Origin of the sequence: Pedobacter jeongneungensis, assembly GCF_039538295.1 — a bacterium.
Taxonomy (GTDB): Bacteria; Bacteroidota; Bacteroidia; order Sphingobacteriales; family Sphingobacteriaceae; genus Pedobacter; species Pedobacter jeongneungensis.
Genome location: NZ_BAABBY010000014.1, coordinates 98,751 through 114,900, shown reverse-complemented (window position 1 = coordinate 114,900; position 16,150 = coordinate 98,751). Strand labels below are relative to the sequence as shown.

General features: G+C 38.9%; 10 protein-coding genes. 6 read left to right on the top strand and 4 right to left on the bottom strand.

Annotation, left to right across the window (positions count from 1 at the left end):
• The first annotated feature begins 4 nt into the window (after positions 1-4).
• Together ABD769_RS22490 and ABD769_RS22485 are read left to right on the top strand one after the other, a co-directional pair.
• Positions 5-4,846 (top strand): chemotaxis protein CheB, encoded by a 4,842-nt coding sequence (locus ABD769_RS22490; protein ID WP_344853605.1) that lies wholly within the window; start codon positions 5-7, stop codon positions 4,844-4,846.
• A 704-nt stretch (positions 4,847-5,550) separates the two neighbouring features.
• On the top strand, positions 5,551-5,847 hold the full coding sequence (locus ABD769_RS22485) for an Rdx family protein (RefSeq protein ID WP_344853604.1): 297 nt from the start codon (positions 5,551-5,553) through the stop codon (positions 5,845-5,847).
• A gap of 94 nt (positions 5,848-5,941) precedes the next feature.
• Here ABD769_RS22485 and ABD769_RS22480 read toward each other — a convergent pair whose 3' ends face one another.
• Positions 5,942-6,469, bottom strand: coding sequence for an OmpA family protein (locus tag ABD769_RS22480; RefSeq protein ID WP_344853603.1), 528 nt, complete (start codon positions 6,467-6,469; stop codon positions 5,942-5,944).
• A gap of 233 nt (positions 6,470-6,702) precedes the next feature.
• Between ABD769_RS22480 and ABD769_RS22475 the strand changes: the two genes are divergently transcribed.
• On the top strand, positions 6,703-7,473 hold the full coding sequence (locus ABD769_RS22475) for an SDR family NAD(P)-dependent oxidoreductase (RefSeq protein WP_344853602.1): 771 nt from the start codon (positions 6,703-6,705) through the stop codon (positions 7,471-7,473).
• 1 nt (position 7,474) lies between these two features.
• Here ABD769_RS22475 and ABD769_RS22470 read toward each other — a convergent pair whose 3' ends face one another.
• Together ABD769_RS22470 and ABD769_RS22465 are read right to left on the bottom strand one after the other, a co-directional pair.
• Positions 7,475-9,286 (bottom strand): glycoside hydrolase family 15 protein, encoded by a 1,812-nt coding sequence (locus tag ABD769_RS22470; protein ID WP_344853601.1) that lies wholly within the window; start codon positions 9,284-9,286, stop codon positions 7,475-7,477.
• 80 nt (positions 9,287-9,366) lie between these two features.
• Entirely contained in the window at positions 9,367-10,065 is a 699-nt protein-coding gene (locus ABD769_RS22465; protein ID WP_344853600.1) for an NUDIX hydrolase, read from the bottom strand.
• A gap of 160 nt (positions 10,066-10,225) precedes the next feature.
• On the opposite strand from ABD769_RS22465, the gene ABD769_RS22460 reads away from it, so the two are divergent.
• From ABD769_RS22460 to ABD769_RS22450, 3 genes are read left to right on the top strand one after another with little or no spacing between them, the layout of a single operon-like run.
• Positions 10,226-11,287: a UDP-glucose--hexose-1-phosphate uridylyltransferase gene (locus ABD769_RS22460; protein WP_344853599.1), complete on the top strand. Its 1,062-nt coding sequence runs from the start codon at positions 10,226-10,228 to the stop codon at positions 11,285-11,287.
• 10 nt (positions 11,288-11,297) lie between these two features.
• A complete protein-coding gene (locus ABD769_RS22455; protein ID WP_344853598.1) occupies positions 11,298-12,449 on the top strand; it encodes a galactokinase in 1,152 nt (383 codons plus the stop codon).
• A gap of 32 nt (positions 12,450-12,481) precedes the next feature.
• Positions 12,482-14,158 carry a sodium/sugar symporter gene (locus ABD769_RS22450; protein ID WP_344853597.1) on the top strand — a complete coding sequence of 559 codons (1,677 nt, stop codon included), beginning with the start codon at positions 12,482-12,484 and terminating at the stop codon, positions 14,156-14,158.
• Between the two features lie 569 nt (positions 14,159-14,727).
• On the opposite strand, the gene ABD769_RS22445 is transcribed toward ABD769_RS22450, so the two are convergent.
• Positions 14,728-15,981, bottom strand: coding sequence for a Na+/H+ antiporter (locus tag ABD769_RS22445; RefSeq protein WP_344853596.1), 1,254 nt, complete (start codon positions 15,979-15,981; stop codon positions 14,728-14,730).
• Positions 15,982-16,150: the final 169 nt, after the last annotated feature.

The following is a 16,150-nucleotide window of genomic DNA, read 5'->3' as shown; positions in this document are numbered from 1 at the left end:
CCTGATGGAAAAAAAGCAGGAAAAGGAAAAGCAGGATCTGGTATTGAATAAGCGTTACGATAAATATATTGTAGCTATTGGGGCTTCTGCAGGTGGTTTGGAAGCTATTCACGAATTTTTCGACCACATGCCTGCAAATTCGAGTTTTTCTTTTGTCGTAATCCAGCACCTTTCTTCAGATTATAAAAGTTTACTGGTAGAGCTGGTGGGCAAACATACCCATATGAAGGTGTTCGAAGCTGCAAATGATATGGCCATCCAACAGGATTGTGTGTATATTATTCCCAATAATAAACTTATGACTTTGGTAAATGGACGGCTTAAACTGGCAGATAAATCGCAGATTAAAGCACCAAATACGGCGATTGATCATTTTTTATATACCCTGGCTAAAGATAAAAAAGAGAAAGCCATTGCCATTATCCTCTCCGGAACAGGAACTGATGGCACCAAAGGCATCCAAAGCATTAAAGAAAACGGCGGGATGGTAATTGTTCAGGATCCGGCTTCTGCCAAGTTCGACGGAATGCCAAATTCAGCCATAGCATCAGGCAACGCCGATCATGTGATGGTTCCTTCAAGGATGCAGGAAGAGCTTTTTAGTTACGTAAATGAAGAACCCGTTAAAGTACTCGAAAACGGTAAGGTAAATGAAGAACTGCTTGATGAAATATTTAAACTGGTACACAACAGCAGCGGCAACGATTTTAACCTCTATAAAACCCCAACCATCATCAGGCGCATTGGCCGGAGAATGAATGAAAGAGGCATAAAAAAACTCGATCGTTATGTAGAATTTTTGCGGGGCAATGCAAATGAAGTGAAAATTTTAGCGCAGGATTTCCTCATCGGTGTAACCAAATTTTTCAGGGATGAACAGGCCTTTGCACAGCTTAACGAATATGCCTTGCAGGATATAGTTGCACGAAAAGAAGATGGCGATGTTATCAAAATCTGGATATGTGCCTGTAGCACCGGAGAAGAAGCTTACTCTGTTGCCGCGATGGTAAATGATTGTGTAGACCGCTCTGGTAAAAAAATCGAAATTAAAATATTTGCTTCCGATATTGATGATAAAAGCATCGAAATTGCTTCCAAAGGGCAATATCCGCTTACTGTAAAAAAGGAAATTCCGGCCCACCTGTTTAAAAAGTACTTTATACAGGAAGGGAAATACATCAGCGTGATTGCCAGCTTACGCAAACAGGTGGTATTTGCCAAACACGATGTAATTAAATCGCCGCCTTTTATAAAAAATGACCTGGTTACCTGCCGGAATATGCTTATTTATGTCAACAGCATTCTGCAGGAAAAAATTCTCTCGATATTTCATTTTTCGCTGCTGCCTAACGGTTACCTGTTTCTGGGCTCGAGCGAAACGGCATCATCTATGAAAGCCGGATTAACAGAAATTTCGGGTAAATCGAAAATCTATCAGAAAACCGGAAAAATTAATTATTCTACCTATAATACTTATAACACCGGCTCCAGGACAGCTCCTGGTTTAGACCGGAAAAAAGGAAATGTTAATGAAACTGTTCAAAGTCCGCTCGAAAAACGCCTGGCCGACTTTCTCTCTTCAGATGTTGGGTATGTAGCCGTATTTATAGATCAGGCTTATGTTATGCAGGATGCTGTTGGCGATTACCGGCAATATTTATCGCTGCCCGAACAAAGCATTGAACTGAATATTTTGAAAATGGTACCCAGAGAGGTATCAGTTGTGCTTAATACCGGACTGAGAAAAGCATGGAAAGAGAATAAAAAAATCACCTTAAAAAAGATCCGTTTTAAGGATAATTTATTTGTCAATATCTCCATTGTACCATCCGATCCTGCAAATACTAACGGCTTTACAATGGTGGTTTTTGCCGAGCATGTTTTAGAAGTTGTTGCCGGAAAAGACGAATTGGCATTGCCCGGTTTTCATGATGCTACACAATCTGAATACGTATTTGAACTGGAAGCCGAACTAAACGAAACCCGTTCTAACCTGCAGATGGCGGTTGAAGAAATGGAGACCACCAATGAGGAGCTTCAATCCAGTAACGAAGAATTGCTTTCGGCCAACGAAGAACTTCAATCCAGCAATGAGGAATTGCAATCGCTTAACGAAGAACTTCATACCCTTAATACCGAGCATCAGCTTAAAATTAAAGAACTCATTGAGTTAAACGATGACCTGGACAATTATTTCAGGAGTACAGACATCGGACAGATTTTTCTGGATGCGGGAATGATTATCCGTAAATTTAATCCTGCAGCAATCAGCATGGTTAACCTTATTGAAGCAGATATTGGCCGCTCCATTGAACATATTTCAAATAATATTAAGGCAGAAAACTTTACCGGTGATATCAGACAAGTATTATTAAGCGGGCATATAATAGAAAAAGAAGTTCAGCTAAAAAACAATACCCGTTCGTTAATGCGGATTATGCCTTATTTAAGGAAAGATAAGCGGGTAGATGGAGTCGTAATTTCTTTCGTAGATATTTCAAGGATTACCGAACTGAACAACATCATCAGCGGTGTTTTTAATGCCAGCATAAATGGCATTTTAGCTTTCAGGGCGGTAAGGGATGCCAAACATTTTATTACTGATTTTGAATGCAGTACCTATAACGATTCGGCACTGAGTATTTTAAAGAAAAATAAAGCAGAACTAACAGGTGCAAGGCTGGTTAAAATGTTACCCGAACTAACCGTAAGTAACCTGTTTAATAAATATGTTAGCGTTGTAGAAAATGGCAAGGTGCTCGAAACGGAACTACAGTTCTCTAAAGAACAATGGTGCCAGCTTATTGCCGTAAAAATGTCGGATGGTTTTGTGGCCACCCTCACAGATATCAGTCAGCAAAAACTGGCCGAACAGAAACTGAAGAAAAACTACAACGAGCTCTTGGGTGCACGCGAAAACCTGCGCCAGCTTAACTCCGACCTTGAACTGAAGGTGAAAGAGCGGACCATGAAACTTTCTGAAAGTGAAGAACGTTTCAACCTCGTATCACACGCCACTAACGATACCATTTGGGACTGGAACTTAGCACATAATACCATGTGGCGGAGCGATAACTTTACCACCATGTTTGGCTATGAAAAGGATTTGGAGACTCAAAATATTGCCTTTTGGTTTGATAAAATCCATCCGGATGACCGCGAAAGGGTAAAAACCAGTGTTTACGATGCCATTAACCACAACGAAACACAGTGGACAGCCCAATACCGCTTACAAAAAGCAGATGGCAGTTATGCTACTTTGCTCGATCGTGGCAGCATTTTACTGGATGATCTGCAAACCCCTTACCGCATGGTAGGCTCTATTGTTGATATTTCGAAACTGGTAGATACCGAAGTAAAACTAAATTCTACCGAACGTAAATTCAGAAAGATTTTCGAATCCAATGTAATCGGCATTTTGTTTAGCAATACCGAAACCGGCAGGATAGAGGATGCCAATGATATTTTCTTAAAACTTTTAGGTTATACACGGTCTGATTTCGAAAACGGAAATATAGACTGGATGCAGATCACACCCGAAGCTTTTTTACCAATCAGTAAAATATCTGCTAAATTGTTAAAAGAAGAAGGTTTCTGTCCGCCATTTGAAAAACAATACCTCCGTAAAGATGGCGTTCCTGTTGATGTGCTGGTAGGTGCTGCCCTGCTCGATGAAGAAGTGCCTAACGGTGCTGTAACTTACGTAATCGACATCAGCAAACAGAAACATACCGAGAAAAAGCGTGGAGAACTTCAAAAACTCATCAAAAAACAGCAAGACGAGTTTTACAGCATTTTTAAAAATGCACCTGCATTAATTACCATCCGCAGAGGGGAAGGACTGAAATACGAATTTGTGAATGAAGCCTTTAAAACCTTTGATGGAGGTACAGATTATATCGGCCGCTCAAGGATTGGGAACGGATCTAAATTCGAATCGCCTGAACTTCTGGAAATTGAAGACCAGGTAATGCAAACAGGCAAAACTTATGTAGCCAATGCCTATAAAATTGATCAGATAAATAAAACTACAGGTAAATCAGTAGAGAAATGGTTCGATATGATATTAAACCCTGTATTTTCTGATAAAGGTGTAATAGATGGAATTGCTTTTTTTGGTTTCGAAGTAACCGATTTAATGAAAGCGCAGCAGGCCACAAAAGAGCTGATGCACCGTAAAGATGAGTTTATGAGTATAGCCAGTCATGAACTGAAAACACCTATTACCAGTATTAAAGGCTTTTTGCAATTTGCGCTGAGAATGGCCGAACAACAGAAATTTGAAAAGATTTATGAGTTTGTAGATAAGGCCAACCGACAGATTGGAAAGCTGACGGCACTCGTTGAAGACTTATTGGATGTAACCAAGATACAAGCTGGCAAAATGACTTTCAACTTCTCTGATTTTAACATTGCCGGAGTGATAGAAGATGCCATTGATGGCTTGCAGGAAAGTTTGAACGGGCATGATATTGTGATGGAAATAAACGATGTACAGGTATTTGCCGATCGCAATCGTATTGAACAGGTATTGAGTAATTTTATCTCAAACGCCATTAAATATTCGCCCGATGCCGATAAAATTGAAGTTTCGGCAAGAACGGAAGAAGATTACCTTTTGGTTTCTGTTCGTGATTATGGTATTGGCATCCCTAAAGATAAATCGCAGTTTGTATTTGACAGGTTTTTCCGGGTAGAAGCCTCTTCGCATAGTTTCTCCGGGCTTGGTTTAGGTTTATATATCTCAGCAGAAATTGTTGAAAGGCACGGAGGCGAAATCGGCGTAAGCAGTAAGGAAGGGGAAGGTTCAGAATTCTGGTTTAAAATTCCATTGAAAGATAAATAGCGATGTAGTATATGTTGAATATTTTTTTAGCATTATCATCCTGAGCGTTTTAGGAAGATTTTTATTTACTGGTTTCAACCTGTTTCTGAAATTTATTATGTATGATAATCCATACAAAGCAAACAAAATGTGCTTTATTAATGTATTTATAATTCCTCTAACACGGGAGTAATTTGAAATGGGGTAAACATGGATGTGGATACCCTATTTCTATTTTGATAACAGATGAGCCTAAAACTTGTTTAGTTCATTTTGTTCAGTGCTAAAATCGTTTACTCTTACAGGTTGTAGGTTAATCCCAACTATTTGTACATAGCGGTGTTGGTTTTATATGGATGATAGGGCAAATTTAATTTTAGGAATAGTTTTTTTATTAGCAGGAATTTTTGTTTTCTATATTATTTTTAGGCCCGATAGAGAGAAGAAAAGGTAGGAGCTTAAATTTTTAGCGCAAAGGCAGCAGAGCAGGGAGTATAGTCATTTTCCGCTGGCTACAGAGATGCTTGCAAAGTAAGTTTATTTTTCAGTGTAATTAGGTATAATTGTTCAATGTAAATCGATCATTACTTTCATTTTCCACAATTTTCTGAATTATTCCTTTAACCATCACTATTGGTCATTGTGATTTGATAATTGTCATCAGTCCTCATCCATCTTATGTTTTACATCTTCCATAATTTTGTATTCTTGTAAAAAAGAAAATCATGGAGAAACCCCTCATAAATATTACCTATTGCCCTAAATGCGGCTGGATGCTACGCTCGGCTTATATGGCGCAGGAAATTTTAACCACTTTTGTTGATGAGGTAAAAGGCGTTACTTTATTGCCGGCCGAAACATCGGGTGTATTTACAATAACGATAAATGATAAATTAATTTTCGACAGGAAACAGATGCAGCGTTTTCCCGAAATTAAAGAGTTAAAACAGCTGATCCGAGATGAAATTAGTCCAGACAAAAACCTTGGTCATTCTGACGTTAAACAGGACGATAAAAAATAAGACTTTTATAGTTTATAAAGCCGGTAAGGCAACTTATAAACAAAAAAGCTGAATCATTTTACACGATTCAGCTTTTAATATTGTTTTTTTGTTCTTATTTCTGAACTTTAATTTCAGTTCTACGGTTCAAAATTCTACCTTCTTCAGTCGTATTCGGACTAATTGGATCTTTATCCCCGTGCCCAACAATGGTAAAGTTGTTACCATTTAAACCGGCATTAACAAAATATGATTTTACCGAATTTGCACGGTCAACTGAAAGCGACATGTTATGCTCTGGTGTACCCTCGGCAGATGAATATCCGTTAAGGATAAACTTAGTATTTGGTGATTTTTTCATTTCAGCCACTGCTCTGTCCAAAATTGGGAAAGAAGAAGTTTTAAGTACAAACGAATTAAACTCGAACTGGATGTTATCTAAATTAAAATTCGGTTTTTCAATGGGTTCTGGTTTTTCGGGTTCAGGTTCTGGTGCCGGTTTTTTCTCTTCAACAGGTGGTGCTGGTTTTTCAACAGGTGCCGGAGCTGGTTTTGCAGCCAGTTTTTTGGTTTTACAAGAATACATCGTAAGCGTACCCAAAGCAATAAGCGTAGTAAACAGGAGATTTTTGGTAATGTTCATGTTTTAAAATTAATTTAAGTTTATTGTGTGTTTGTTGCCCAAACATACTAAAAAACGATTACACGTATAACGGTGTTTTATTTAAGAAGTTATATTTTTTGCATTAATCAATCAGATTTAGTTGTCATTTCAGGATCTTTTTCAGGATAACTTATTTTAAATCAACACCATTTTAATGCGGTTTCTCCAAACATATTCCGCTAAATTTTCTTTATCTATTATAAAATATGGATATGGATCGTTTCAAAAATAAAGTTGCTTTAATTACCGGAAGCAGCCAGGGAATTGGTGCTGCATGTGCCTTAAAATTAGCCAAAGAAGGTTGTGATATTATTTTAAATGGACACAAGTTTGATGAGCGTGGCGAAAAACTGATTGCCCGGATCGAAAAAATGGGACAAAAAGCTTCTTTTTTAGCAGCCGATTTAAGTAAAGCGAAAGAAGCCATTAAACTGGTAAACGATGCCGTAAAAGAGTTTGGTCATCTTGATATTTTGATCAATAACGCAGGCGTTGAGAAGAAGGCCGATTTTTGGGAAGTAACCGAAGAAGATTATGATCTGGTAATGAATACCAATTTAAAAGGTGTTTTTTTCGGTATCCAGTCTTTTGTAAACTACTGTAGGGAGCATAAAGTAGCCGGAACAATAATTAACATGAGTTCGGTACACGAAGAAATTGTATTTCCGCATTTTGCAGCGTATTGTGCCAGTAAAGGCGGCTTAAGAATGCTGACGAGAAATCTGGCCACAGAACTGGCGCCTTTTAACATCAGGATCAATAATGTAGCACCGGGTGCAGTTTCTACTCCCATCAATCAGGATTTATTGAATGATAAGGAGCAACTTGAAAAAGTGCTGCAGAATATTCCCTTAAAAAGAATGGGCAAGGTAGAAGATGTGGCCAATGTGGTGGCTTTTCTCGCTTCTGATGATGCCGCGTATGTAACCGGATCAACTTATTTTGTTGACGGCGGTTTAACCTATCATTACGAAGAGCAATAAGCTAATCCGTTTCGCGGCTCAGCTGTTTGTTGAGCTCTACTGCTGCACTGATTAACGCCAGGTGCGTAAAAGCCTGAGGGAAATTGCCCAGGTGTTCGCCTTTTCGGCCAAGTTCTTCGCTAAAAAGTAAAAGGTGATTGGAGTAACCGATCATCTTTTCAAAATTTTCTACTGCACGCTCCAGTTCCCCGCTTTTTGCCAGTGCTTCTATAAACCAGAACGAGCACATGTTAAAGGTGCCTTCTTCGCCTTCTAATCCATCTATTTTAGTCATGCCGTTTTTATAACGGTAAACCAGTACGTCCAGCAATAGTTCTTCATCAATTACTTTCATGGTAGAAAGCCAGCGGGGTTCTAATGGGGAGATAAAATGTGTTAAAGGCATCAGTAAAGCACTCGCATCTACGTGTGTGGCACCTTTATACTGTACCCAGGCACCTAATTTTTCATTCCAGAAATTATGGTAAATGTCTACGTAAATCTCGCTGCGGATATTGTGCCATTCACTTTCAGGGTAAGGGAACGATCGGTTTTCGGCAATTTTAATCGCTCTGTCCATTGCTACCCAGCACATTAAACGCGTATGCAGGAATTCCTTTTTCTCATTCCTGATCTCCCAGATACCGTGATCAGGTTTTTTCCATTGTTTAATTACACATTGAACCTGTTTTTCAATCAATGTCCAGAATTCATAAGTAATTGGTTTGTACGATTTGTTATAAATGTACACGGTATCAATCAGTTCGCCATATATATCAATCTGTAATTGGCTTGCCGCTTCATTACCTATTCTTACAGGTTTTGAGGCTTGATAACCTTCAAACTGATCGGCTTCTACTTCTTTTATCTTCGCATTTCCATCGATCTGATAAACCAGTTGAAGGTCTATCTTTTGGCAAAGGTTAAATATCCAGTCCATAAACGCCGTGGCTTCGTCAAAAAAGCCGAGCCTTAAAAAGGCATACATGGTAAATGCCGCATCCCTGATCCAGGTAAAGCGGTAATCCCAGTTCCGGTTCCCGCCAATGGTTTCCGGCAGTCCAAAAGTTGGCGCTGCCACTGCTGATCCAAATTCTGCTGAGGTAAGCAATTTGAGGGTGATGGCAGATCTTCTGATAATTTCGTCGTAGCGACCTTTATAGGTAGTCTGGTTAATCCATTCACGCCAATAATCGACGGTTTTCCTATAACCATGTTTCGTATAATGGTTTAAATCGGCTGCAGATCCATCACCTTCAATAATTTCCATGATGATATGTGCCATTTCCGATTCTTTTAGCGTAAATTCTGCATAACCCATATCTTTTTTTATGTGGAGCGGAACATCTGCCTTTAATTTAAGCTTAATTTTTTCCGTTTTGGAAAAAAACACCAGCTCATCATTCTCATGCTGAACGGTATGTGTACTTTTAGTATAACCAAAGCTTGGCACACAATAAACTTTAAAGGTAATGTTGCCCCTTATCGCTTTAATCTGCCTCACGATAGCACTTGGGAAATCAGTTTCTTTCGATAAAGGCATGTAATCCGTAAGTTCGGCAATGCCCTGTTCAGCAAAAAAACGGGTAAGGAGTACAGCCGTTCCCGGCAGGTAAAGTTGCTTGCTGGTACAGTTTTCCAGTTGTGGCTCAACTGAAAAGTAACCACCTTTCTCCGAATCGAGCATAGAGGCAAAAACGGTAGGCGAATCAAACCTTGGCGCACATAAAAAATCGATTGATCCCTGCAGCGAAACCAGGGCCACGGTTTTAAGGTTGCCGATAACGCCATAGTTTTCTATAGGCTGGAATTTTCTTTTTTTGTGCTTTGCCATATTTAAGGTATCAACTACCTAAGCAAAGGAATAAGGCTTTGTTTTTGTTTTAGCTTTCATAGCACCAACAGAAGTAAAACCTAAACTTTCAGATTGGGCATCAGGTTTAAAAAGGCCTGTGCATTGGCCGCATATTTCTTTTTATCAAGTTTAAAATAAAATGCGCCTTTCTTTGAACCTGTTCTGTCTTTTTCAGCAAGTTTAATCAGCAGTCCGGTCGATGTAATCTTACGACTGAAATTCCGCGTATCGATTTTGGTGTCGTTTACCTCTTCAAAAAGGATGTGCAATTGCGGTATAGTGAATTTTTTAGGCAACATTTCGAACAGAATAGGGTGGAGGGCCGCCTTATACCTTAATTTTTTACGGGCATCTGCAACCATCTGGTTATGGTCGAAAATCAGTTTAGGCCTGTCGTTAATCAAAAACCATTCGGCCTCATAATCATCATTTAACTGCGCTTCGTACTTATGGATATCAATTAGTGCAAAATAGCCCACAGAAAGCGTGCGCTCTATCGGATCGCGGTTAGGTTCGCCGTAAATCTGCATTTGTTCCAGATATACGCCTTCCAAACCCGTCATTTTTTTCAATACCCTGTTTGCAGCATCATCAGGGCTTTCTTCAGCACCAACAAAACCGCCCATTAAGCTCCATTTATTTATTTCGGGCTCTAAACCGCGCTTTACAAGAAGAATTTTAAGGTGCTCGCCATCAAATCCAAATACAATACAATCAACAGCAACAAGGTAATGCGGCTGTCTGGAATATTCAATCATTTTTTATATGAGGTTTTAAGGCCTTAATATGTTCAAATTTTCACGAATATAAAAATTAATATTAATTGTCTGTTTGACAATTAATATTAATTTTATAATTTGGCGGCTTAGACGGGTGAAGTAAAATGACTTCCTTATTCTAACCAATTGAAAATATAAGATGAACCAGACATTCGAACTCGACAGTAACCCACACACCAGGTTAAATATATTAACCGGAGAATGGGTTTTAGTTTCCCCACACCGCACTAAAAGGCCCTGGCAGGGCAAGGTTGAAGATGTAACACCTGATAACCGTCCCGAATACGATCCCAAATGTTATTTATGCCCGGGCAATGGCAGGGCAGATGGCGATAGCAATCCGGATTATACCGAAAGCTTTGTTTTTAACAATGATTTTGCAGCCTTGCTCGAAGATACACCTGCAGGTGATATGAATGAAAATGATTTGTTGGTGGCAAATAACCAGCGAGGGCTTTGCCGGGTAATCAGTTTTAGCCCGAAGCATAACCTTACGCTACCCGAAATGAGTGTGGAAGCCATTACCGCAGTGATAAATGTTTGGCAGAATGAATTTAACAGTCTGGCCGAAAACGATTGGATCAAATACATTCAGATTTTTGAAAACAAAGGCGAAATAATGGGCTGTAGCAACCCGCATCCGCACGGACAGATCTGGTCGCAGGGTGATATTCCCCTCGAAATTGCCAAAGAAACCGAACGTCAGAAAACTTATTATGCCATTCATAGAAGAAGTTTGCTTGCCGATTACCTAAAACTGGAATTGAAAAAGAACGAACGTGTTGTATTTGAAAACGATCATTTTGTAGTGTTGGTTCCTTTCTGGGCAGTTTGGCCATACGAAATCATGATCATCAGCAAACGCCATGTAAACAGCATTAAATTGTTCAGCGAGGCGGAAAAGAAATCATTGGCAGAAGCAATTAAAGTACTTACAACCAAATACGATAACCTGTTCGAAACCTCTTTTCCTTACTCAGCCGGAATGCACCAAACGCCGGTAAACAATGGTTATTATCCTGAATGGCACTGGCATATGCATTTTTATCCTCCTTTATTGCGTTCGGCGACTGTTAAAAAATTTATGGTAGGTTACGAAATGCTGGCCAATCCACAGCGAGATATTACACCTGAATTTGCCGCAAACCGTTTAAAAGAAATGTCTACCATACACTATAAAATCAGCAAGACTGAAGGATAAAATACTAAAAATGAATGCACAACAGTTAAAAAATACATTTAAAAAGCTTTTCAATGCCGAACCGCTCCTGGTGCGCTCTCCCGGAAGGATCAACATTATAGGCGAGCATACCGATTACAATGGTGGTTTTGTGATGCCGGCCGCTATTGATAAGGCCATTTATGTGGCTATATCTAAAAGAGAAGATGATGAAATCCATTTATTTTCAGAAAGCTATCAGCAATTTGATATTTCATCGGTTAAAAATTTAAAAAAATCAGAAAACAGCTGGGCCAATTATATTTTGGGAGTAGCCGATCAGCTAAAAGAAAGAGGTTATAAACTGGGTGGTTTTAACTTTTATATCGATGGCGATGTGCCGTTGGGCGCTGGTTTGTCATCTTCTGCTGCGGTAGAGTGTGCTACCGGTTTTGCTCTCGATCAGCTTTTTTCGCTTTCCGTTCCGAAAATGGATATTGCTTTAATTGCGCAGAAAGCCGAACAAACTTTTGCAGGCGTTAATTGCGGTATTATGGATCAGTTTGCTTCGGTGTTTGGTAAAAAAGATCAGGCCATTATGCTCGATTGCCGGTCGATGAAACACATCTATATCCCCTTAAAACTGGATGGATATAAATTATTGTTATTAAACACCAATGTAAAACATGCCCTGGCCGATTCGGCTTACAACAAAAGAAGGGCACAATGCGAACAGGGTGTTGCCTGGGTTAAAGAGCATTACCCAAATGTAAATACCCTGCGTGATGTTGATCTAGGCATGCTGGATGCTTATGTTAAACCAAAAGACGAAGAGGTGTACAAAAAATGTAGTTTCGTAGTAAAAGAAATTGGCCGTTTGCTCACCGCATCAGAGCAATTGGAAAATGGTAACCTGCAAGGTTTGGGCAAATTAATGTTCGAAACACATGAAGGTTTAAGCAAAGATTACGAAGTGAGCTGCAAAGAACTCGACTTTCTGGTTGATGCTGTTAAACCCCTGGATGATGTATTAGGTGCCAGGATGATGGGAGGAGGTTTTGGTGGCTGTACCATAAATATTGTTAAGGAAGATAAAATTGCCGGTCTCATCGAAGAACTGGCTGCTAAATACCAGCTGGAGTTTGGGTTAAAATTAGATGCTTATACCGTCCAAACCGATAATGGAACCAGCTTATACAATTAATACAGCTTAGATACACTAACCAAAATAAATCAATGAAGAACAATTTATTAGACACGAAGGATTATATTGTATTTGCAATATACTTCGTTATTGTAGCCGCTTACGGGCTCTACATCTACAACAAGAAAAAATCAGAATCTACAGGCTCAAAAGATTATTTTCTTGCCGAAGGCTCTTTAACCTGGTGGGCCATTGGTGCATCATTAATTGCCTCGAATATTTCTGCCGAGCAGTTCATCGGCATGAGTGGCTCAGGCTTTAAAATGGGCTTAGCCATTGCAACTTACGAATGGATGGGCGCGCTTACTTTAGTAGTGGTAGCGGTATTCTTCATTCCGGTTTACCTGAAAAATAAAATTGCTACTATGCCGCAATTCCTGCATCAGCGCTATAATGGAACAGTGGCCATGATTATGGCCGTGTTCTGGTTATTGCTGTATGTGGTGGTAAATTTAACTTCGATCCTTTATCTGGGTGCTTTGGCCGTAAGCAGTATTTCTGGTTTCGATCTGCGTTTTTGTATGTATGCCATTGCTATTTTTGCCATCATCATTACCCTCGGCGGGATGAAAGTAATCGGTTATACCGATGTGATTCAGGTGTTTTTCCTGATTTTAGGTGGTTTGGCAACCACTTATCTGGCTTTAAACCTCGTTTCTACGCATTATGGTACATCAGGGATTTTCGAAGGTTATAGCTTGATGACAACTAAAGCCTCAGAGCATTTTCACATGATTTTAAAGCCTGACAACGAAAATTACATCGATTTACCAGGTTTAAGTGTATTGGTAGGCGGTATGTGGATTGTGAATTTAAATTATTGGGGCTGTAACCAGTACATTACCCAGCGTGCTTTGGGGGCAAATTTAGAAACGGCCCGCGGCGGGATTCTTTTCGCTGCATTCTTAAAATTATTAATGCCGATTATTGTAGTACTTCCGGGTATTGCAGCTTATGTTTTATATAAAGATGGCGCTTTCCAGTCAGAAATGATTCAGGGTGGTTCAGTAAATCCAGATCGTGCTTATCCGGTATTGTTAAATTTGCTTCCTGCAGGTTTAAAAGGACTTTCTTTTGCCGCATTAACCGCTGCCGTGGTGGCTTCGTTAGCAGGTAAAGCAAACAGTATTGCTACTATTTTTACATTGGATATTTATAAAAAGGTATTAAATGTTGAAGCATCAGAAAAAAATCTGGTAACAACTGGTAAAATTTCTATCGTTGTGGCTATGATCCTGGGAGTAGTAATTGCTCCGTTCCTGGGGATTGATAAAAAAGGTGGTTTTCAATACATCCAGGAATATACAGGCTTTGTATCACCTGGTATTTTTGCCATGTTTATCTTAGGTTTCTTCTGGAAAAGAACAACTTCAGGTGCGGCATTATTTGCTACTATTGGCGGTTTTGCCCTTTCTATCGTACTTAAATTCTTACCTAATCTTACCGATCTTTCATGGCTGTCGGGAAGTGGCTTTTCGGTTAAAAATGCCGCAGGTGTTTACGAAATACCTTTCTTAGACAGAATGGGTTTTGTTTTTGTTTTTTGTATCCTTGGTATGTTAATCATTAGCTTATCGAGCAATAAAGCAAAAGCAGAAGCGAAAGGACTGGCTATCGATGCCAAAATGTTTAAAACTTCAACCAGTTTTGCCGTTGGTGCATTATTAATTATAGGATTATTGGTTGCCCTTTACAGCGTGTATTGGTAAATCAATAACGGCCTAGACTTTGACAATCTTATTGTGCACTAAGCCTTTAAGATTGTCAAAGTTTTCTTAACTACCTTAATTCCTTTATGATAAATGGAATAGTTATGATAGTCAAGGGTAAGTCGTCCTTTAAGTTTATAATCAGATCATAATTTATTTATAGTTCACTTTGACAATCTTGTTATGCATAAAGCCTTTAAGATTGTCAAAGTTTTCTTAACTACCTTAATTCCTTAATGATAAATGGAATAAGTACGAAAGTCAAGGCTAAGTCGCCCTTTAAGTTTATAATCAGATCATTATTTATATTATAGTTCACTTCGACAATCTTGTTGTGCAATAAGCTTTTAAGATTGTCAAAGTTTTCTTAACTACCTTAATTCCTTAATGATAAATGAAATAGTTACGATAGTCAAGGGTAAGTCGCCCTTTAAGTTTATAATCAGATTATAGTACACTTTAACAATCCTATTGTGCAATAAGCCTTTAAGATTGTCAAAGTTTATCTATCTAACCTATACGCTCTCTGTGATTTTAGTTCTTTGCACTCTCTGAAGTAAAACAGAGCATTATCCTTCATCTTCAGTTGCCAGTTTCCTAACTAACCATGGTAAAGTAAGCCCCTGCCCGATAAGCGTAAAAAGAACCACCACAACAGAAATAAAAATAATAGCATTACGCTGCGGGAAAGCACTTCCATCAGCTAAAGTAGCTGGTAATCCGATGGCAATAGCCAAAGAAACTATGCCCCGCATACCCGACCAGCTAATAATCAGACTATTTTTAAAATCTAATAAAGCCTCTTCTGTAATCTTATGTTTTCCTTTTTGAAAAGCTTTCTGAAGGTTAAACCGTTGTAGGAAAACACGTGCCATCCTAAGCAGCAAAGCTAGAATGGTAATCACAAAAGAATAACCAATATAAGGCAGGATATCTGCGCTATTGATGTTCCTGTAAACGTAAGGAAACTGCAGCCCGATTAAGATGAAAATCAATCCGTTTAATAAAAAAATAATAATGTCCCAGATATTTTTCGACTGATTTTTAAGCTGTTCCGGGAAAACCATATTGCTGAATCTCGAGATGCTTAAGCCCAGCATTACCACAGCAATTACGCCCGAAACGTGCACTTGTTCAGCAATTAAATAGGTAACGAAGGGCATCAGCAACATAAAACTGATGGTTGCCAACCGGTTATCGTGTATCCTTTTAAGAATAAAAGCCAGAATTCTCGACATTACCATACCAATCAGGAAACCTCCCGCCATTAAAACTGCAAATTCTAACGATGCTTTCCAAAATACAAAAGCGGTTCCGGTTACTGCCGCAACAGCAAAACGGTATGCTACCAGTGCCGAAGCATCATTAACCAAACTTTCGCCCTCTAAAATGGTATTGGTTTTATGCGATAAGCCTAATCCTTTCGTAATACTCATTGCAGCAACCGCATCAGTAGCAGAAAGAATCGCACCCAGTACGAAAGATATCGGCCAGCTCATACCCGGAATTATATAATGTGCCACAACAGCAATGCCTATTGCCGTAATAAAAACAAGTGATATAGCTAATGTAAGAATCGTATTAATATTGGTTTTAAACTGCTTGAACGAAATATTAAAAGCGGCATCGTAGAGTAATGGTGGTAAGAAAATCAAAAAAATAATTTCCGGATTAATATCAACAGGCGGTAAAGAAGGAATAAAACCAACTGCTATACCGGCAATAATCAATAAAACAGGATAGGGGATTTTAATATGGTCGGCAATTGAGGATAAACCGATCATTACCGCTAAAATAAATATTACAATGGCATAATTTTCCATATCTGTTTATGTCGGTTATTTACATGAGCATCGGAACTATGCTGGCAAAATATAGGTTTAGAACCAGATAAAAAAGTTTATCGTCAAAAAACTAATTAACAGAAAGCAAATACTGATTAACAGTTTGCTGCTATAAAAACAAAGAAAACTGAAAGGGTAAGATGTTGTA